Consider the following 18,334-nt stretch of genomic DNA (forward strand, 5'->3'; position numbering starts at 1 on the left):
TTCTGCCGTCAACACCTATATTCACAATTCTGTCATCAAAGTTAGAAACCCCCGGAAACACGAAGGCCGGCGCCCCTTCTACAAAGGGCGCCGGCCTTCTTTCCTGCTACTTACAAGCTTGGGAATGCGAATTGCGAAGCTTCGTGGCTCGCCCGCTGCGGCCAGCGCTGAGTGATGGCCTTGCGACGGGTGTAGAAACGCACGCCATCCGGACCATAAGCATGCAGGTCGCCAAACAACGAACGCTTCCAGCCACCGAAGCTGTGATAAGCCACTGGCACCGGCAACGGCACGTTAACGCCAACCATGCCGACTTCGATTTCGTCGCAGAACAACCGCGCCGCTTCCCCATCACGGGTAAAGATGCAAGTGCCGTTACCGTACTCGTGATCGTTAATCAGCTGCATTGCCTCTTCCAGGCTGTTGACCCGAACGACACACAGCACCGGCCCGAAGATTTCTTCTTTATAGATGCGCATCTCTGGCGTGACGTTATCGAACAGGCAGCCACCCAGGAAGAAACCTTCCTCATGACCGGCCACGCTCAAACCACGACCATCGACCACCAACGAAGCACCGGCCGTAACGCCGTCTTCTATATAGCCACTGACTTTGTCGCGAGCCTGACCGGAAACCAGCGGCCCCATGTCCAGGCCACAAGTGGTCCCGGCACCGATTTTCAACGCTTTGATCTGCGGAGTCAGTTTGGCCACCAATGCATCCGCCACCTGATCACCCACGCACACGGCCACGGAGATCGCCATGCAACGCTCACCGCAAGAACCATAAGCCGCGCCCATCAGTGCGCTCACTGCGTTATCCAGATCCGCATCCGGCATCAGCACCGCATGGTTCTTCGCGCCGCCCAGCGCCTGAACGCGCTTGCCGCGTTTGGTGCCTTCGGCGTAGATGTACTCGGCAATCGGCGTCGAACCCACGAAGCTCAACGCTTTGACTTCGGGCGCTTCGATCAGTGCGTCTACCGCAGCCTTGTCACCATGCACGACGCTCAGCACGCCTTTAGGCAGACCGGCCTCAATCAACAACTGAGCGATCAACAGCGTCGAACTTGGATCACGCTCGGACGGCTTGAGGATGAAGCAGTTGCCGCAGACGATCGCCAATGGATACATCCACAGCGGCACCATCGCCGGGAAGTTGAACGGCGTAATACCGGCAACCACACCCAACGGCTGGAAGTCCGACCAGGCATCAATGTTCGGGCCGACGTTACGGCTGTATTCGCCCTTGAGGATTTCCGGCGCCGCGCAAGCGAACTCAACGTTCTCGATGCCGCGCTTCAGTTCACCTGCCGCATCTTCCAGAGTCTTGCCGTGTTCTTCGCTGATCAGTTGCGCGATACGCGCCTCGTTCTGTTCCAGCAATTGCTTAAAGCGGAACATCACCTGCGCACGCTTGGCCGGCGGCGTGTTGCGCCAGGCCGGAAACGCAGCTTTAGCCGAGTCGATAGCTTTCTGAATGGTTTCGCGGCTGGCCAACGGCAGCTTGTGGATAACCTGGCCGGTAGACGGGTTGAACACGTCAGCCGTTCGACCGTCTTCGGTCACCAGTTCGCCATTGATCAAATGCGGGATAAGGCTCATGCGGGGCTCCAAAAAGTTGTCCACAGGCGCCCGCTTCGGGACGCCTGCCATATAGAGGTTGTTCTGTAGGAGCGAGCTCGCTCGCGATGGTGTGTCTGTCGATGCTGATGCCGCTGACAGATCTTCGCGAGCAAGCTCGCTCCTACAGGTTTCGTGTCGATCAGTCGATCTTGTTCAGCACTTCGCCGACCGCGTCGAACAGACGATCAAGGTCTTGCGGCTTGCTGTTGAACGTTGGGCCGAACTGCAGGGTGTCGCCGCCAAAGCGGACGTAGAACCCGGCTTTCCACAATGCCATGCCCGCTTCGAACGGACGCACGATTGCATCGCCGTCACGCGGTGCGATCTGGATCGCACCGGCCAGGCCATAGTTACGAATGTCGATGATGTTTTTCGAGCCTTTCAGACCGTGCAGCGCATTTTCGAAATGCGGTGCGACTTCAGCCACGCTCTGTACCAGGTTTTCCTTTTGCAGCAGGTCGAGTGCTGCCAGGCCAGCGGCACAAGCCACCGGGTGCGCGGAGTAGGTATAACCGTGCGGGAATTCCACCGCGTACTCAGGCGTCGCCTGGTTCATGAAGGTCTGGTAGATCTCGGAGCTGGCAATCACCGCGCCCATCGGAATCGCGCCGTTGGTGACCTGCTTGGCGATGCACATCAAATCCGGGGTGACGCCAAAGGTGTCGGCACCGAACATTTTGCCGGTTCGGCCGAAACCGGTGATCACTTCGTCAAATACCAGCAGGATGTGGTGCTGATCGCAGATCTCGCGCAGACGCTTGAGGTAACCCTGTGGCGGAACCAGCACGCCAGCGGAACCGGCGAGTGGCTCAACGAATACGGCGGCGATGTTCGACGCATCGTGCAGTTCGATCAGCTTCAGCAGCTCATCGGCCAAAGCGATACCACCCAACTCCGGCATGCCACGCGAGTAGGCATTGCTCGCCAGCAGTGTGTGCGGCAGGTGATCGACGTCCATCATCGCCTGACCGAACATTTTGCGGTTGCCGTTCACGCCACCAAGGCTGGTGCCGGCGATGTTCACGCCGTGGTAACCACGGGCACGCCCGATCATTTTGGTCTTGGTCGCCTGGCCTTTTAGACGCCAGTAAGCGCGAACCATCTTCACGGCGGTATCAGCGCACTCGGAGCCCGAGTCGGTGAAGAACACGTGGTTCAGATTACCCGGCGTCAGGTCAGTGATTTTCTCAGCCAGTTGAAACGACAGCGGGTGGCCGTACTGGAAGCCTGGCGAGTAATCGAGGGTGCCCAATTGCTTGGCGACCGCGTCCTGGATTTCTTTTCGAGTGTGGCCAGCGCCGCAAGTCCACAGGCCGGAGAGCGAGTCATATACCTTGCGGCCCTTGTCGTCTGTCAGCCAGCTGCCTTCAGCTGCCACAATCAGGCGCGGGTCGCGCTGGAAATTGCGGTTGGCGGTGTAAGGCATCCAGTGAGCATCAAGCTTGAGCTGGCTGGCCAGGGAAGACGGGGCGTTATCAGGCAAGTTCATGGGCAAAACCTCGCAGGGCGATTAGCGGCATGGAGATGAAAAGCGTTCTTGCAGCTAAATTGCCACGGGGATAAAGTCGGTGAAATTCAATTTTTCAAACCTTCAGTCAGGTCTTCACTAAACTATGAGCACTCGTCGCCCTGATCCGCTGGCACAAGTCAGTGACTTTGATATCCGCTTGTTGCGGATTTTTCGCAGTGTGGTGGAGTGCGGCGGTTTCTCAGCGGCGGAATCGGTGCTGGGCATTGGTCGCTCGGCCATCAGCCAGCAGATGAGCGATCTGGAACAACGCCTCGGCCTGCGCTTATGCCAACGCGGTCGCGCAGGCTTTTCCTTGACCGAGGAAGGCCGCGAGGTTTACCAATCGGCGTTGCAACTATTAAGTGCGCTGGAAAGTTTCCGTACCGAGGTCAACGGTCTGCACCAACACTTGCGCGGCGAATTGACGATCGGCCTGACCGATAACCTGGTCACCCTCCCCCACATGCGCATTACCCACGCGCTGGCCCAATTGAAAGAACGCGGGCCGGATGTGCAGATCCAGATCCGCATGATTGCGCCCAACGAAGTCGAGCAAGGTGTACTCGACGGCCGCCTGCATGTTGGAGTGGTGCCACAGGCCAGCGCATTGTCGGGGCTGGAGTACCAACCGCTCTACAGCGAACGCTCGCTGCTGTATTGCGCGGTCGGCCATCCGCTGTTTTATGTCGACGACAAACAACTGGACGACGAACGCCTCAACAGCCAGGACGCCATTGCGCCAACCTTCCGTTTACCCGCCGAAATTCAGGCCCACTATCAGGCCCTCAATTGCACGGCCAGTGCATCGGACCGCGAAGGCATGGCGTTCCTGATCCTCACCGGACGCTACATTGGTTACTTGCCGGATCACTACGCCAGTCTCTGGGTGCAACAAGGTCGCCTGCGGGCACTGAAACCCAAAGCACGTTTCTATGACCTGAGCCTCGCATCCGTTACGCGCAAGGGCCGTCGGCCCCATTTGGTGCTGGAAAGTTTTCTGGAGAGCCTGGCGGCGACACGCTAAGTAACAACATGCACCGTAGGAGCGAAGCGTGCTCGCGAAGGCGTCTTTACATTCAACATTGATGTTGATCGAGCCGACGCCTTCGCGAGCAAGCTTCGCTCCTACGGGGATTATGGTTCGGAGTTTTATCGTGTCGGGACTTGTCTGGAGCCTGTGGGTGCGCTATCAACGCAGTCGCTGCACCCACCTACCTTGTTCGGAAGTGCCTATGACCTTTGAAGTCCCCGCTCACGGCGGCAAGCCCGCCAGCCGCATTCGTCAAAAGAACGAAGAGACCATCATCAAAGCCGCCGAAGACGAGTTCGCTCGCCATGGGTTCAAAGGCACGAGCATGAACACCATCGCCCTGAATGCCGGGTTGCCGAAAGCGAACCTGCATTATTACTTCACCAACAAACTGGGTTTGTACGTGGCGGTGTTGAGCAACATCATCGAGTTGTGGGACAGCACGTTCAATACCCTGACCGCCGAGGATGATCCGGCCGAAGCGCTGACCCGGTACATCCGCGCCAAGATGGAATTTTCCCGTCGTCAGCCGCAAGCCTCACGGATCTTCGCGATGGAAGTCATCAGCGGCGGCGAATGCCTGACCGAATATTTCAACCAGGATTATCGCGCCTGGTTCCAGGGTCGGGCGGCAGTGTTCCAGGCGTGGATCGACGCCGGAAAAATGGACCCGGTCGACCCGGTAAACCTGATCTTTCTGTTGTGGGGCAGTACCCAGCATTATGCTGATTTCGCCACACAGATCTGCCGAGTCAGCGGGCGCACCAAGTTGACCAAGCAGGACATGGAAGACGCCGGCAACAACCTGATCCGTATCATTCTCAAGGGCTGCGGCCTGACACCTGCTATCTAAGACTCTTATGCCATTTACCCTCAGCGGTTTTTGCGAACACCGCGAAGAAATTCGCAAAAGCCGTTTCATTACCTTTGCCGCACCGATATCCAGCCCGGCTGAAGCCCAGGCATTCATCGAACAGCACAGCGACTTGAGTGCCACACACAATTGCTGGGCCTGGAAGCTCGGCGCTCAATACCGCAGCACCGATGACGGCGAGCCCGGCGGCACTGCGGGTCGACCGATTCTGGCGGCAATCGACGCGCAGGATTGTGATCAGGTCGTGGTGCTGGTGATTCGCTGGTATGGCGGCATTCAACTCGGTACCGGCGGCCTGGCCCGAGCGTACGGCGGCGGTGCCAACAAGTGCCTGCAAGCAGCACCGAAGGTTGAGCTGATCAGCCGAGTGCCGGTGAGTTGTGCCTGCGGGTTTGGTGAACTGACGCTGGTAAAACTTCGGGTAGCGGAACTGGGCGGGTTGGTGCTTGAAGAAACCTTCACCGCCAACGGCGTTGAACTGCAATTGGCGATTGGCCAAGCGCAGATCGACACGTTGCAGACGCAACTGGCGGATTTGAGTCGTGGGCGCATTCTGTTGCAGCACTAATCGCACCAACAACGCCAACGGCCCTCCTGCCAAATCGATCTACTTGCCCACATCTGCTGTGCACACGGCTGTGGATAACCTGAGCACACTCGGCTGCAACCCTTCTGTCATGCGGCTTTGCGGGCTTTGTTCATTTTTCATCCAACCCCATCATCAAAAATATTAAATCCACATAAAAACAATCAGTTAGCTCGGTTTATCACCATTGGAAGAAAGCCCGACAGCGCTTATGCCCAAGCGCTGAGCTTGCGCACAAATACTGTGGAGCAATCTGTGGATAACCCGTTCATGATCGCCGCAGCCCCGTGGCCGGTGTGGCTCATCGTCAACTGCTCGTTTTTTGACCAATCAAGCCCCGGCAACAGCGAGCCTGATCAACGGCTTCGCCCCAAGTGGTGTCTGGTTCTGAATTAAAATTGCAACAACGACTCGGGCAACATTGTCCATTGAATCCGTGATTCTCTTTTATCGAGGAAGCCACTCATGTCTACGGCAAAAACTGCACTTATCATCGGCGCGTCCCGGGGCCTGGGCCTCGGCCTGGTGAAAACCCTGTTGGCCGATGGTTGGCAAGTTACCGCCACCGTGCGCAACCCGCAGAAAGCTGAAGCCTTGCAGTCCTTGGGCAAGGTGCGGATCGAAAAACTCGACATGGATGATCAGCAGGCTGTCATCGCTTTGAGCCAACGGCTCAAGGACGAAGTGTTCGACTTGTTGTTCGTGAATGCCGGGGTCAAAGGGCCGGAGGTTCAAACACCGGGCGGCGCGACGCAGGCCGAAGTCGGGCAACTGTTTTTCACCAATGCCGTGGCGCCGATCAATCTGGCTCAGCGCTTTGTCGGGCAGATCCGTGCGGAGACCGGCGTATTGGCGTTCATGAGTTCGGTGCTGGGCAGCGTGACGATGCCGGATGCGCCGGAGCTGGCGTTGTACAAGGCGAGCAAAGCGGCACTGAACTCAATGACCAACAGCTTCGTAACGCTATTGGGCGAGCAGAAGCTGACCGTGCTGTCGCTGCATCCGGGTTGGGTTAAAACCGACATGGGGGGCGAAGGCGCAGACATCGATGTGGAAACCAGTACGCGCGGGCTGGTCGATCAGGTGAACGCTTATACCGGCAAGGGTGGGCATTATTTTGTGAATTACAGAGGTGAAACCATTCCCTGGTAACACCGCCCCCCCCCTTGTAGGAGCGAGCTTGCTCCTACAAGGTTATTCATCGTCCTGTCGGGCCAGACTTGCCCGCAACGCTTTTTTGTTCGAAACTGGGCACCTCGTCCCCCGCGACGACCCTGGATCAGCAGACAGGGTAATCACTGAGCTGGCTAACCTGAACCCACTTTCAGAGGAGCCGGCCAACATGCCTGCGACCCGTACCTGGTTAAAAAACCCCCTCGCGATCTTCACTGCCAATAGCCTCGATGCCCGTGGCGGCCTGGTGCTGCAAGACGGTTTGATCGTCGAAGTGCTTGCCGCCGGCCAGCAACCGTCCGCGCCCTGTGGACAAGTCTTCGATGCCCGTGAACATGTGATCCTGCCGGGGCTGATCAACACTCATCACCACTTCTACCAAACGTTGACCCGCGCCTGGGCGCCGGTGGTCAATCAGCCATTGTTCCCTTGGTTGAAAACCCTGTACCCGGTCTGGGCGCGCCTAACCCCTGAAAAACTCGCCCTCGCCACCAAAGTCGCGTTGGCCGAGTTGCTGCTGTCCGGCTGCACCACCGCCGCCGATCACCACTATCTGTTCCCGGAAGGCCTGGAAAACGCGATCGACGTGCAAGTCGAGAGCGTTCGCGAACTGGGCATGCGCGCCATGCTGACGCGCGGCTCCATGAGCCTTGGCGAAAAGGACGGTGGCTTGCCGCCCCAACAAACCGTGCAGGAAGGCGAAGTGATCCTCGCTGACAGCCAGCGCTTGATCGCCGCGTACCACGAACGTGGCGATGGCGCGCAAATCCAGATCGCCCTGGCGCCCTGCTCGCCGTTCTCGGTGACGCCGCAAATCATGGCCGCCAGCGCCGAACTGGCGAACAAACTCGACGTGCGCCTGCACACACACCTCGCCGAAACCCTCGACGAAGAAGACTTCTGCCTGCAACGTTTCGGCCTGCGCACCGTCGATTATCTGGACAGCGTCGGCTGGCTCGGCCCACGCACCTGGCTGGCGCATGGCATCCATTTCAACCCGGACGAAATCGCCCGCCTCGGCGCAGCCGGCACCGGCATTTGCCATTGCCCGAGTTCGAACATGCGCCTGGCTTCCGGCATTTGCCCGACGCTGGACCTGACCGGCGCTGGCGCGTTGCTGGGGCTTGGCGTCGACGGCTCGGCGTCCAACGATGCGTCGAACATGATGCTGGAAACCCGTCAGGCGCTTTACATCCAGCGGTTGCGTTATGGCGCCGAGAAGATCACGCCGGAGTTGGTGCTGGGTTGGGCGACCAAGGGCTCGGCGAGTCTGCTGGGGCGTACGGATATTGGCGAACTGGCCGTGGGCAAACAAGCCGACCTGGCATTGTTCAAGCTCGATGAGCTGCGTTTCTCCGGCAGTCATGATCCGGTTTCGGCGTTGCTGCTGTGCGGCGCGGACCGGGCGGATCGAGTGATGATTGGCGGCAAGTGGCGAGTGATTGATGGCCAGGTTGAAGGGCTGGATCTGAAGGGATTGATTGCCGATCACAGTCAGGCGGCCAGGCAGCTGATCGCCGGCAACTGACCCACCACCCATTCCCTGTAGGAGCGAGCTTGCTCCTACAAGGCTCTGTGTTGCGGTCAGAGGCCGAGCAGCGACAACATGATGAATGTTGACACCAACCCATGGCCGGGATGAACCGCCTGGTCAGGTTTTATCAATTGTTGCAGCAAGCATCTGTAGAATGCCGTCATTGCACCTGATGAGATTTCAACAATGTACGATTGGCTGAACGCCCTGCCCAAGGCAGAACTGCACCTGCATCTGGAGGGCTCGCTGGAGCCTGAGTTGCTGTTCGCCCTGGCCGAACGCAACAAGATCGCCCTGCCGTGGAGCGATGTCGACACCCTGCGCAAGGCTTACGCCTTCAACAACCTGCAAGAGTTTCTCGACCTGTATTACCAGGGCGCCGACGTGTTACGCACCTCCCAGGATTTCTATGATCTGACCTGGGCGTATCTGTTGCGCTGCAAGGCACAGAATGTGATTCACACCGAACCGTTCTTCGACCCACAGACCCACACCGACCGTGGCGTGCCGTTCGAAGTGGTGCTCAACGGCATCGCCGCCGCGCTGAAGGATGGTGAGCAGCAGCTAGGCATCACCAGCGGTTTGATCCTGAGTTTCCTGCGCCACTTGAGCGAAGAAGAAGCCGAGAAAACCCTCGACCAGGCGCTGCCGTTTCGCGATGCGTTTGTCGCTGTCGGTCTGGACAGCTCCGAGATGGGGCACCCGCCGAGCAAGTTCCAGCGCGTGTTCGACCGTGCCCGTCACGAAGGTTTCCTGACCGTCGCCCACGCCGGCGAAGAAGGCCCGCCCGAGTACATCTGGGAAGCCCTCGACTTGCTGAAAGTCCAGCGCATCGACCATGGCGTGCGCGCCATCGAAGACGAACGCTTGATGCAGCGGATCATCGACGAACAAATCCCGTTGACTGTGTGCCCGTTGTCGAACACCAAGCTTTGCGTGTTCGATCACATGTCCCAGCACAACATTCTCGACATGCTCGAGCGTGGCGTGAAAGTGACTGTGAACTCGGATGACCCGGCGTACTTCGGCGGTTACGTAACCGAGAACTTCCACGCGCTGTACACCCATTTGGGCATGACCCAGGATCAGGCCAAGCGTCTGGCGCAGAACAGCCTGGATGCGCGGTTGGTGAAACCCTAAGGCCTCACCGCATAACCACCTGTGGGGGCGAGCCTGCTCGCGAAGGGGTCACATTCAGCAATGATGTTGGATATGAAGGCCCCTTCGCGAGCAAGCTCGCTCCCACAGGTTATGACCTGGGTTCTAAAGCGCCATTTCCAGCTCGGTTTCCTTGGCGAAACGATGGATTTCACGTTGCCCTGAGGCAGTGATTTGCAAGGCTCGCGAATCGTTGGGCAGGCTCAACCAGCCCGACTGCATGAACAATTGCAACAATGCTGCCCCCAATGCCCCTCCCATGTGCGGGCGTCTTTCGCTCCAGTCTGGACACGCGCAAGCGACGCTGCTGTTGCGATGAGCCAACGCCTGGATGAAGACCCCCCGTGTCGCCAGTTGCGTGGCGCCCTTGTGCGTGATCATCACCCGCTGATCGAATTGCTCGATCCAGCCCGCATCCATTAGACGCTGGTACAGATCGGCGGCCAGGGTGCCGCCCAGATGGTCGTCGCACAGTCTGGCGCGCAGTAATGACGAAGGCGCCGTCTGAGGCTTGGCGGTTGGGGTAGAGCGCTTGAAAATGTCCGGGACGGCCCGTGGCGTGCTGGCAAGTGTGGCACTGGCCAATGCCTCTATCGCGGCACCGACCTCGGGCGCGGCAAGTCGAAAGAATCGCTTGCGGCCCCGGGGTTCGACTTTCAACAGACCTCCGGCGAGCAAGCGCCCCAGGTGTGCACTGGCCGAAGACGGTGACAGACCGGCCAGCAAGGCCAGCTCTTCGGTCTGCCGCGCCGCGCCGTCCATTAAGGCCCACATCATTGCGCTGCGCTTTGGGTCAGCCAGCAATGTGGCGATCTGGCTGATGCAAGGTGCATGTTCCATGTATTCACTCCCTGTTGAATCGTTTCGTCTACTGCTCTCAGACATCTTGACCAGTAATGTGTCATCGGCCAAGACGGGGAAACCGCCATAACCCGGGCAATGCTATCCACCCACATCCACGGTGCGTACATGAGGCGAGCGCTAGTATAGGCGGGTTAACCGCCGGTTCCTGCCTTCGGAGAACCATTGCAGGTGATAGTTCCTGAGGGAAATTTCTCTATTTGCCTGCGACTAATGATCCGAGCCCGATAACGGCGGATATTGACTACTTAACAGGGCGCATCGGCTGGCAAGCATTTCCCGCAAAAGATTCACCGGCTTACTTAATTGTGCGCGATGGGCGCACAGCAGATTCAGCGGGGCGCGCTCACAGAGCAGCTCCGGCATCAGTAATTTCAATCGGCCTGCCAACACATCGGCACCGACGTCGAGCCAGGATTTGTAAGCGATCCCGGCGCCCGCCACGGCCCACAGACGCACCACATCGGCATCGTCGCTGAAGCGATCGCCGCTGACGGTCAGGCTGACCTCGCGTTTACCGTCGTGAAAACTCCAGTGATCGTGGACCCGACTGCCGAGCATGAACAGCAGGCAATTGTGCTGAGCCAGTTGCTCCAGGTGTCGCGGCTCGCCATGCCGCGCCAGGTAGCTGGGGGCCGCACAGAGCACGCGGCGATTCTGCGGGGCGATGGGCAGCGCCACCAGACTTGAGTCTTCCGGCTCGCCGTAACGCAGGGCAATGTCCACCGGTTGGCGGAACAGGTCGGCGATACGGTCCCCCAGCAGCAAACGCACCGTGAGTTTCGGGTGCTCACGTTGAAACTCGTCCAGCCACGGCAGCAGCAGGTTACGGCCGAAGTCCGAAGGCGCCGACAACTGCAAAATCCCGCTGACCTGATCCTGACCACTGGCCAACAAACGGCGGCCCTCATCGAGATTGCTCAAGGCTGCCCGGGCGTACTCGAGAAATCCCTCGCCCTCAGCGGTCAGGCGCAGGCTTCGGGTTGAGCGCGCGAGTAAACGGGCGCCGAGCTGATGCTCGATACGTTTCAACGCCGCACTGGCCACCGCCGCCGACATGTCCATCACCCGTGCAGCCGCCGACAGACTGCCCAGGTCCGCCGCCCGGACGAACACCTGCAAGTCATCGAAACGCAGCATTCTTAGCCTCTATTATCAAAAAAACATTGAAAGAGCCTGCTCTTTTAGCGGGTTTTATCTTGCCGGGAAATAGCCAATCATCTGCACCATCGAAATCATCCCGCTTGCGGAGTAGCCCCTGGTCCCAGCCTTTCCCCGACCTCAAGCGTTTGCGCTCCGTGGCGTGATCCCTTCTTCTATTACTGTTCAGGAACCCCACATGAAAGCCATTGCCTACTACGCCTCTTTGCCAATCAGCGACACACAATCCCTGCAAGACATCGACCTGCCAGAACCGGTCGCCGGCCCGCGTGACCTGTTGGTGGAAGTCAAAGCCATCTCGGTCAACCCGGTGGACACCAAGGTCCGTCAAAACGTCCAGCCTGAAGGCGGTGCGGCGAAGGTACTGGGCTGGGACGTAGCAGGCGTGGTCAAGTCTGTCGGCAGTGAAGTGACACTGTTCAAGGCCGGCGATAAGGTGTTTTATGCTGGCTCCATCGCCCGCGCGGGCGGCAACAGTGAACTGCATGTGGTGGATGAGCGGATCGTGGGGCATATGCCAAAAACCCTGGGTTTCGCCGAAGCCGCTGCCCTGCCGCTGACCGCCATTACCGCGTGGGAACTGCTCTTCGAACGCCTGCAAGTACGCGAAGGTAAAACCGATGAAGGCCAGAGCCTGCTGATCGTCGGTGCGGCCGGTGGCGTCGGTTCGATTCTCACGCAACTGGCCAGTCAGCTGACCGGGCTGAAGGTCATCGGCACCGCTTCCCGCCCGCTGACCCAGCGCTGGGTTCATGAACTGGGGGCTGACCTGGTGATTGATCACAGCCAGCCGTTGAGCGAAGAACTCAAACGCGCCGGCCTTGATCATGTGACCCACGTGGCGAGCCTGACCCAGACCGATCACCACCTGGATCAATTGGTCGAGGCGTTGGCACCGCAAGGCAAACTGGCGCTGATCGATGATCCGAAGGCGCTGGATGTGACCAAGCTCAAACGCAAGAGCCTGTCGCTGCATTGGGAATTCATGTACACCCGCTCGCTGTTCGAAACCGTGGACATGATCGAGCAGCACACACTGCTCAACCGCGTGGCCGATCTGATCGATGCCGGGACACTGAAAACCACGGTGGGCGAGCACTTCGGAACGATCAACGCAGCGAACCTGCGTCGCGCCCACGCACTGCTGGAAAGCGGCAAGTCCAAGGGCAAGATCGTGCTGGAAGGGTTCTAAAGATCGCAGGCTTCGCCAGTTCCTACAGGGATTTTTGACGCAAACCGATCCTTGCAGGAGCTGCCGCAGGCTGCGATCTGTGGATCTTCGAACCGTCAGTCCGAGAGTTGACCGTTGTCACAATTGCGATCGTATTCGGGTCTACAATCGAAACCTCTGCGATGCAATCTTCTACAAAAGGAGGTCAGCAATGAAGATCCTGATAAAAGAAGTGGCGAAATCTCAGTGGCAGGTCCGCTTGGACCAACATGCTGTGATGTTCCGTAGCGAAGCCGAAGCCCGCGCGTTCACCCGCACACTTGAAGCACGTCTGTACGCCCCTCATCAATTCCCCGACCACCAGCAACGTGCCGCTGGCTAAGTCTGTTCTCAGACTTGGGCTTTCAGCAGCGCCCGGGCATTTTGCAAACGCCGGGTGAGCATCGCCATGCTCACGACCAGAATCCCGCACAGGCTGATGACCATGGCCATCGGCAGGGCCGTGCCGTCGTACAAAATGCCCACCAGCGAGGCAGCGCCGGCAGCGACGCTGAATTGCAGACAACCGAGCATCGCCGACGCACTGCCGGCGCGGGCGCCCTGCCCGTTCATGGCGCAGGCCGAGGCGTTGGGAAGGATGCACCCGAGACTGGCGATGCAAATAAACAGCGGAATCAGCAGCGGCCATAACCGCTCGGTGTGCAGCGCACTGACCGCCATCAGCGTCAGGCCTGCCCCCAGGTAGACCCACACCGCACGCGCCAGCAAAAACGCCGGGCCACGCTTGGCCAGCAGTCGTGCGTTGACCTGCGCCACCAGAATAAAGCCCGCCGCGTTCGTGCCGAACAACCAGCCGAAATGCTCGGCCGGCACACCATAGAGTTTGATGAAGATGAACGGCGAACCGGCGATGTAGGAAAACATCCCGGCGACGGCAATGCCCCCCGTCAGGGCATGGCCGAGATACACCGGGTCCGACAACAGGCGACCGTACTGATGCAACGCACCTGATAACGGTTGACGTGGCACATGAGCGGGCATGCTTTCCGGCAGTCCGAGGGCCACGGCCGACGCCGCCAATGCACTGAAACCGGTCAGCGCCAGGAAGATCGACTGCCAGCCCGTGGTATTCACCAGCAACCCGCCGAGCAACGGCGCGAGAATGGGCGCCAGGCCCATGACCAGCATCAGCTGTGAAAAGACTTTCGCCGAACCCACCGCATCGCATTTGTCACTTACGATTGCTCGCGAAATGACCATCCCCGCGCAACCACCCAGCGCCTGGATAAAGCGTGCGCCAATCAGCCATTCGAGGTTCGGCGCATAGGCGCAGGCCAGCGAAGCGGCGGTGAACAAGCCAACACCAGTCAGCAAGGGAATGCGTCGCCCAAAACGATCCGCCACCGGGCCGTAAGCCAGCTGACCAATGGACAAACCCAGGAAATACGCCGCCAGCGTCAGCTGAACGTGTTGTTCGTCAGTGCCGAACGCCAGCGCCATGGCCGGGAATGCCGGTAGATAGAAATCGATTGCCAGTGGACCAAAAGCGCTCAGGGCGCCGAGTATCAAAATGGTACGGAAGTTCATCGGGCATCCAGTTGGACAGAGGTCAGCATGGCCGACAGTCTAGCCGCGCAAGGAAGCCTTGAACATTCCGATAGCTCACTAACAATTAAAACCACTGGATGAATGCAAAACCCTGTGGGAGCGAGCCTGCTCGCGAAGGCGGTGTATCTTCAACATTGATGTCGACTGACACGCCGTCTTCGCGAGCAGGCTCGCTCCCACAGGGTTTTGCGTTTGGCCTCAGGCGACTTTCGCCTCGTAGCCTTCCTCGTTGATGGCGGCGATCACTTGATCAGCGGTCAGCGCACTCTCGACGCCGACTTCCTTGGCCGCCAGATCGACCCGCACGCTCGCTGCCGGATCCCTGGTCTGGACCGCCTGAGTGATCGCCTTGACACAATGGCCGCAGGACATGCCTTCAACGTTAAACACTTGCATGGGATGACTCCTTTTATGAGGGTTGCGAGCAGTCTCGAGCTTGCCACCATGGCAAGGTCAAGTTCTTGAGTGAACTGCCGGGCTGGTATTCGCCGCCGCGCTCGGCCAAGCTGCGTCCATCAATGACTCGACATCAGGAGATTCAGCCATGCGCTGGTCAGCTCTCAGCCTGTTTGGCTTCCTCAGCCTTTTCGCCGCCTTACCCTCGGCCAGTGCCTTTGGGGAGGACTACGGCGTGTTGATCATTTCCCGCGAGCGCCTGGAAGTGTCGACCAACTGCGAGATCGGTGTGTACATCCAGGATCAGTTGTCGGCGCGGTTGTTCCAGGAACAAAGCACCTCGTTCAACTTGCCGCCGGGCAATGTGTCGCTGCGCCTGAAGCTGTTGCCGGGGCAGGCACCGGGTTGCAATCCGGGCATGCTTGCACCGGGTTCGCAGAACATCATGCTCAAGGCCGGTGACGTGCTGAAGTTCCGGATTGCGATGACGCAGGAAGGGATGTACCTCAAACCTGCGGCTCTGGATTATTGATCCGGACCTGATGTGTGCGAGCCTGCTCGCGAAGACGGCGTTTCAGTCGCAATCAATGTTCAATGACACACCGCTTTCGCGAGCAAGCTCGCTCCCACAGGTGTTCCACGGCGAAATGTGGATTGGCGCTTGACCTTGCCAGCATGGCAAGGTTGATCCTGTAGGTATCTTCTACCGGGAGCGCGACCGATGTCCGAATCCACCACTTTCGATCTGCCGATTGCCGGCATGACCTGCGCCAGTTGCGCCGGGCGTGTCGAACGCGCCTTGAGCAAAGTCATCGGCGCCACGGCCGTCAGCGTCAACCTCGCCACCGAGCAGGCCCGGGTTCAAGCGCCCAGCGACAGCCTGCCGGCGTTGATGGATGCCGTGCAGCAGGCCGGTTACAGCGTGCCGCAGCAGAGCCTGGAATTGAGCATCGACGGCATGACCTGCGCCTCCTGCGTCGGCCGGGTTGAACGTGCGCTGACCAAGGTGCCGGGGGTGAAGAGTGTCAGCGTCAACCTCGCCAACGAGCGCGCTCACCTCGAACTACTTGGTCAGATCGACCCGCAAACGCTGATCGCGGCCGTCACCAAGGCCGGCTACCGGGCCAGTGTCCGGGAAGTCGAACACCCGCAAACCGACCATCAGCAACAGCGCCTGCACCGTGAGCGCTGGGCCTTGATCATGGCCATCGCCCTCGCCTTGCCATTGGTGCTGCCGATGCTGCTGCAACCCTTCGGCGTGCACTGGATGCTCCCGGCCTGGGCGCAATTCGCCTTGGCCACGCCGGTGCAATTTATCTTCGGTGCGCGTTTTTATGTCGCGGCCTGGAAAGCGGTGCGTGCCGGTGCCGGTAACATGGATTTGCTGGTCGCCTTGGGTACCAGCGCCGGGTATGGCCTGAGTCTTTATGAATGGGCCACGGCCGCCGGGCACATGCCGCACCTGTATTTCGAAGCTTCGGCGGTGGTCATCGCCCTCGTGCTGTTGGGCAAATACCTGGAAAGCCGCGCCAAACGCCAGACCGCCAGCGCTATTCGCGCCCTGGAAGCCTTACGCCCGGAACGGGCGATTCAGATGATTGACGGCCGCGAGCAAGACGTTGCCATCAGCGCTTTGCGCCTTAATGATCTGGTCATGGTCAAACCCGGTGAACGCTTCCCGGTGGACGGCGAAGTAGTCGAAGGTCAGAGCTACGCAGACGAAGCGCTGATCAGCGGTGAAAGCTTGCCCGTGCCCAAACAACCGGGTGACAAGGTCACCGGCGGCGCGATCAATGGGGAAGGTCGGCTGTTGGTCCGCACCCAGGCGCTCGGCGCAGAAACAGTGCTGGCGCGGATCATCCGATTGGTGGAAGACGCCCAGGCTGCCAAGGCACCGATCCAGAAACTGGTGGATAAAGTCAGCCAAGTGTTTGTGCCCGTGGTGTTGCTGCTGGCCTTGGCGACCTTGATGGGTTGGTGGCTGTACGGCGCGCCAATCGAAACGGCGTTGATCAACGCCGTCGCCGTATTGGTGATCGCCTGTCCTTGCGCCCTCGGGTTGGCCACGCCAACAGCGATCATGGCCGGCACCGGTGTGGCAGCGCGTTACGGAATTCTGATCAAGGATGCCGAAGCACTTGAACGCGCCCATGAAGTCAGTGCGGTGGTCTTCGACAAAACCGGCACGCTGACCTCGGGTGCGCCGCGAATAGTGCATCTGAGTGCTATCGGCGGTGATGAAACCGCCCTGCTGCAAAGGGCCGGCGCCCTGCAACGCGGCAGTGAGCATCCGCTGGCCAAGGCGGTTCTGGACGCGTGCGTCGAACGCGGTTTGAGCGTGGACAATGTCTCGGACAGCCAGTCCCTGACCGGACGCGGCATTGCCGGCAGTCTTGAGGGGCGGCGTTTGGCGCTGGGCAATCGGCGCCTCCTGGAAGAGAGTGGTTTGACCGCAGGTCAATGGGCGGACTCCGCCACCGAGTGGGAAGCCGAAGGCCGGACCCTGTCCTGGCTGATCGAGCAAAGCCCCAAACCGCAAGTGCTGGGTCTGTTCGCGTTCGGCGACTCGCTCAAACCCGGTGCGTTGCAAGCGGTGCAACAACTGCGCGCACGCAACATCAGCAGCCACTTGCTGACCGGCGACAATCGCGGCAGTGCCAACGTGGTTGCCCAAGCGCTGGGCATCACCGATGTGCACGCCGAAGTGCTGCCGGCCGACAAAGCCGCCACTGTCGCCGAACTGAAAAAAACCGGCGTGGTGGCGATGGTCGGCGACGGCATCAATGACGCCCCGGCCCTGGCCGCCGCCGACATCGGCATCGCCATGGGCGGCGGCACCGATGTCGCCATGCACGCGGCCGGAATCACGTTGATGCGCGGTGATCCACGGCTGGTGCCGGCGGCGCTGGACATCAGCCGAAAAACCTACGCGAAGATTCGTCAGAACCTGTTCTGGGCCTTCGTCTATAACCTGATCGGCATTCCGCTGGCAGCCTTCGGTTTTCTCAACCCGGTGCTGGCCGGCGCTGCCATGGCCTTATCGAGCGTCAGCGTGGTCAGCAATGCGCTACTGTTGAAAACCTGGAAACCCAAGGATCAGGAGGACAACCGATGAACATCGGCCAAGCGGCCCGCGAGAGCGGCCTCAGTGCGAAGATGATCCGCTATTACGAGTCCATCGGCTTGCTCAAGGCCGCCCAACGCACCGACAGTGGTTATCGGGTGTACGGCGCCGACGACTTGCACACCCTGGCGTTTATCAAGCGCTCCCGGGACCTGGGGTTTTCGCTGGAAGAGGTCGCCAAACTGCTGACACTCTGGCAAGACCGCCAACGGGCCAGTGCGGACGTAAAGGCCCTGGCCCGTCAGCACATCGATGAGTTGAACCAGAAAATCCGCGAACTGGGCCAGTTGCGCGACACCCTGCAAGACCTGGTCGAACATTGCCAGGGCGACCACCGCCCGGACTGCCCGATTCTCAAAAACCTTGAGTCGGGCTGCTGTGCTGAACCTGCTCGTGCCTGATAGCCAAATGATTCCCTGTGGGAGCGAGCCTGCTCGCGAAGAGGCCAGCACATTCAACAACTACTTCGCCTGACACACCGCCTTCGCGAGCAGGCTCGCTCCCACATTGAATCTTGAATCTG

At 59.6% G+C, this 18,334-nt stretch carries 17 protein-coding genes; 11 read left to right on the forward strand and 6 right to left on the reverse strand.

Annotated elements, in window-relative coordinates; genetic code table 11:
* Positions 1-110 precede the first annotated feature (110 nt).
* The gene (locus tag ACM6IR_RS20350; protein WP_414909358.1) at positions 111-1,604 is read right to left on the reverse strand and encodes a CoA-acylating methylmalonate-semialdehyde dehydrogenase; all 1,494 of its coding nucleotides are present in this window, start codon (positions 1,602-1,604) and stop codon (positions 111-113) included.
* A gap of 160 nt (positions 1,605-1,764) precedes the next feature.
* Complete coding sequence (locus ACM6IR_RS20355; RefSeq protein WP_414909359.1) at positions 1,765-3,114, reverse strand: aspartate aminotransferase family protein; 1,350 nt, start codon at positions 3,112-3,114, stop codon at positions 1,765-1,767.
* Between the two features lie 124 nt (positions 3,115-3,238).
* On the opposite strand from ACM6IR_RS20355, the gene ACM6IR_RS20360 reads away from it, so the two are divergent.
* The 6 genes from ACM6IR_RS20360 to ACM6IR_RS20385 all read left to right on the forward strand — a co-directional run bounded on the left by ACM6IR_RS20360 (position 3,239) and on the right by ACM6IR_RS20385 (position 9,472).
* The gene (locus ACM6IR_RS20360) at positions 3,239-4,159 is read left to right on the forward strand and encodes a LysR family transcriptional regulator (RefSeq protein ID WP_007940170.1); all 921 of its coding nucleotides are present in this window, start codon (positions 3,239-3,241) and stop codon (positions 4,157-4,159) included.
* Between the two features lie 208 nt (positions 4,160-4,367).
* The gene (locus ACM6IR_RS20365) at positions 4,368-5,018 is read left to right on the forward strand and encodes a TetR/AcrR family transcriptional regulator (protein ID WP_414909360.1); all 651 of its coding nucleotides are present in this window, start codon (positions 4,368-4,370) and stop codon (positions 5,016-5,018) included.
* Positions 5,019-5,025: 7 nt separating this feature from the next.
* Positions 5,026-5,607 (forward strand): IMPACT family protein, encoded by a 582-nt coding sequence (locus ACM6IR_RS20370; RefSeq protein ID WP_414909361.1) that lies wholly within the window; start codon positions 5,026-5,028, stop codon positions 5,605-5,607.
* 483 nt (positions 5,608-6,090) lie between these two features.
* Positions 6,091-6,777 carry an SDR family oxidoreductase gene (locus tag ACM6IR_RS20375; protein WP_414909362.1) on the forward strand — a complete coding sequence of 229 codons (687 nt, stop codon included), beginning with the start codon at positions 6,091-6,093 and terminating at the stop codon, positions 6,775-6,777.
* Between the two features lie 190 nt (positions 6,778-6,967).
* A complete protein-coding gene (locus ACM6IR_RS20380) occupies positions 6,968-8,326 on the forward strand; it encodes an 8-oxoguanine deaminase (RefSeq protein ID WP_414909363.1) in 1,359 nt (452 codons plus the stop codon).
* A 192-nt stretch (positions 8,327-8,518) separates the two neighbouring features.
* Positions 8,519-9,472 (forward strand): adenosine deaminase, encoded by a 954-nt coding sequence (locus tag ACM6IR_RS20385; RefSeq protein WP_414909364.1) that lies wholly within the window; start codon positions 8,519-8,521, stop codon positions 9,470-9,472.
* A 123-nt stretch (positions 9,473-9,595) separates the two neighbouring features.
* Here the strand turns inward: ACM6IR_RS20385 and ACM6IR_RS20390 are convergent, their stop codons facing one another.
* The gene (locus ACM6IR_RS20390; RefSeq protein ID WP_414909365.1) at positions 9,596-10,330 is read right to left on the reverse strand and encodes an ArsR/SmtB family transcription factor; all 735 of its coding nucleotides are present in this window, start codon (positions 10,328-10,330) and stop codon (positions 9,596-9,598) included.
* Positions 10,331-10,561: 231 nt separating this feature from the next.
* The gene (locus ACM6IR_RS20395) at positions 10,562-11,491 is read right to left on the reverse strand and encodes a LysR family transcriptional regulator (protein ID WP_414909366.1); all 930 of its coding nucleotides are present in this window, start codon (positions 11,489-11,491) and stop codon (positions 10,562-10,564) included.
* Between the two features lie 199 nt (positions 11,492-11,690).
* On the opposite strand from ACM6IR_RS20395, the gene ACM6IR_RS20400 reads away from it, so the two are divergent.
* Together ACM6IR_RS20400 and ACM6IR_RS20405 are read left to right on the forward strand one after the other, a co-directional pair.
* A complete protein-coding gene (locus tag ACM6IR_RS20400; RefSeq protein ID WP_414909367.1) occupies positions 11,691-12,704 on the forward strand; it encodes a zinc-binding alcohol dehydrogenase family protein in 1,014 nt (337 codons plus the stop codon).
* 190 nt (positions 12,705-12,894) lie between these two features.
* Positions 12,895-13,065 (forward strand): hypothetical protein, encoded by a 171-nt coding sequence (locus ACM6IR_RS20405; RefSeq protein ID WP_414909368.1) that lies wholly within the window; start codon positions 12,895-12,897, stop codon positions 13,063-13,065.
* Positions 13,066-13,073: 8 nt separating this feature from the next.
* On the opposite strand, the gene ACM6IR_RS20410 is transcribed toward ACM6IR_RS20405, so the two are convergent.
* The gene (locus ACM6IR_RS20410) at positions 13,074-14,270 is read right to left on the reverse strand and encodes a multidrug effflux MFS transporter (protein WP_414909369.1); all 1,197 of its coding nucleotides are present in this window, start codon (positions 14,268-14,270) and stop codon (positions 13,074-13,076) included.
* Between the two features lie 219 nt (positions 14,271-14,489).
* Positions 14,490-14,687, reverse strand: a complete 198-nt coding sequence (locus ACM6IR_RS20415) for a heavy-metal-associated domain-containing protein (RefSeq protein WP_414909370.1) — start codon at positions 14,685-14,687, stop codon at positions 14,490-14,492.
* 148 nt (positions 14,688-14,835) lie between these two features.
* On the opposite strand from ACM6IR_RS20415, the gene ACM6IR_RS20420 reads away from it, so the two are divergent.
* The 3 genes from ACM6IR_RS20420 to cueR all read left to right on the forward strand — a co-directional run bounded on the left by ACM6IR_RS20420 (position 14,836) and on the right by cueR (position 18,212).
* Positions 14,836-15,219, forward strand: a complete 384-nt coding sequence (locus ACM6IR_RS20420) for a hypothetical protein (RefSeq protein ID WP_414909371.1) — start codon at positions 14,836-14,838, stop codon at positions 15,217-15,219.
* A gap of 189 nt (positions 15,220-15,408) precedes the next feature.
* On the forward strand, positions 15,409-17,802 hold the full coding sequence (locus tag ACM6IR_RS20425; protein WP_414909372.1) for a heavy metal translocating P-type ATPase: 2,394 nt from the start codon (positions 15,409-15,411) through the stop codon (positions 17,800-17,802).
* Positions 17,799-18,212, forward strand: coding sequence for a Cu(I)-responsive transcriptional regulator (gene cueR / locus ACM6IR_RS20430; protein ID WP_414909373.1), 414 nt, complete (start codon positions 17,799-17,801; stop codon positions 18,210-18,212). Before ACM6IR_RS20425 ends, cueR begins: the two co-directional genes overlap by 4 nt.
* Positions 18,213-18,334: the final 122 nt, after the last annotated feature.

This window comes from Pseudomonas sp. IT-P253 (assembly GCF_949768125.1).
Classification (GTDB): domain Bacteria; phylum Pseudomonadota; class Gammaproteobacteria; order Pseudomonadales; family Pseudomonadaceae; genus Aquipseudomonas.

Excerpts from the sequence above, each read along its gene's own strand:
- ACM6IR_RS20350 (WP_414909358.1), bottom strand. The coding sequence starts at position 1,604 with ATGAGCCTTATCCCGCATTTGATCAATGGCGAACTGGTGACCGAAGAC.
- ACM6IR_RS20355 (WP_414909359.1), bottom strand. The coding sequence starts at position 3,114 with ATGAACTTGCCTGATAACGCCCCGTCTTCCCTGGCCAGCCAGCTCAAG.
- ACM6IR_RS20360 (WP_007940170.1), top strand. The coding sequence starts at position 3,239 with ATGAGCACTCGTCGCCCTGATCCGCTGGCACAAGTCAGTGACTTTGAT.
- ACM6IR_RS20365 (WP_414909360.1), top strand. The coding sequence starts at position 4,368 with ATGACCTTTGAAGTCCCCGCTCACGGCGGCAAGCCCGCCAGCCGCATT.
- ACM6IR_RS20370 (WP_414909361.1), top strand. The coding sequence starts at position 5,026 with ATGCCATTTACCCTCAGCGGTTTTTGCGAACACCGCGAAGAAATTCGC.
- ACM6IR_RS20375 (WP_414909362.1), top strand. The coding sequence starts at position 6,091 with ATGTCTACGGCAAAAACTGCACTTATCATCGGCGCGTCCCGGGGCCTG.
- ACM6IR_RS20380 (WP_414909363.1), top strand. The coding sequence starts at position 6,968 with ATGCCTGCGACCCGTACCTGGTTAAAAAACCCCCTCGCGATCTTCACT.
- ACM6IR_RS20385 (WP_414909364.1), top strand. The coding sequence starts at position 8,519 with ATGTACGATTGGCTGAACGCCCTGCCCAAGGCAGAACTGCACCTGCAT.
- ACM6IR_RS20390 (WP_414909365.1), bottom strand. The coding sequence starts at position 10,330 with ATGGAACATGCACCTTGCATCAGCCAGATCGCCACATTGCTGGCTGAC.
- ACM6IR_RS20395 (WP_414909366.1), bottom strand. The coding sequence starts at position 11,491 with ATGCTGCGTTTCGATGACTTGCAGGTGTTCGTCCGGGCGGCGGACCTG.
- ACM6IR_RS20400 (WP_414909367.1), top strand. The coding sequence starts at position 11,691 with ATGAAAGCCATTGCCTACTACGCCTCTTTGCCAATCAGCGACACACAA.
- ACM6IR_RS20405 (WP_414909368.1), top strand. The coding sequence starts at position 12,895 with ATGAAGATCCTGATAAAAGAAGTGGCGAAATCTCAGTGGCAGGTCCGC.
- ACM6IR_RS20410 (WP_414909369.1), bottom strand. The coding sequence starts at position 14,270 with ATGAACTTCCGTACCATTTTGATACTCGGCGCCCTGAGCGCTTTTGGT.
- ACM6IR_RS20415 (WP_414909370.1), bottom strand. The coding sequence starts at position 14,687 with ATGCAAGTGTTTAACGTTGAAGGCATGTCCTGCGGCCATTGTGTCAAG.
- ACM6IR_RS20420 (WP_414909371.1), top strand. The coding sequence starts at position 14,836 with ATGCGCTGGTCAGCTCTCAGCCTGTTTGGCTTCCTCAGCCTTTTCGCC.
- ACM6IR_RS20425 (WP_414909372.1), top strand. The coding sequence starts at position 15,409 with ATGTCCGAATCCACCACTTTCGATCTGCCGATTGCCGGCATGACCTGC.
- cueR (WP_414909373.1), top strand. The coding sequence starts at position 17,799 with ATGAACATCGGCCAAGCGGCCCGCGAGAGCGGCCTCAGTGCGAAGATG.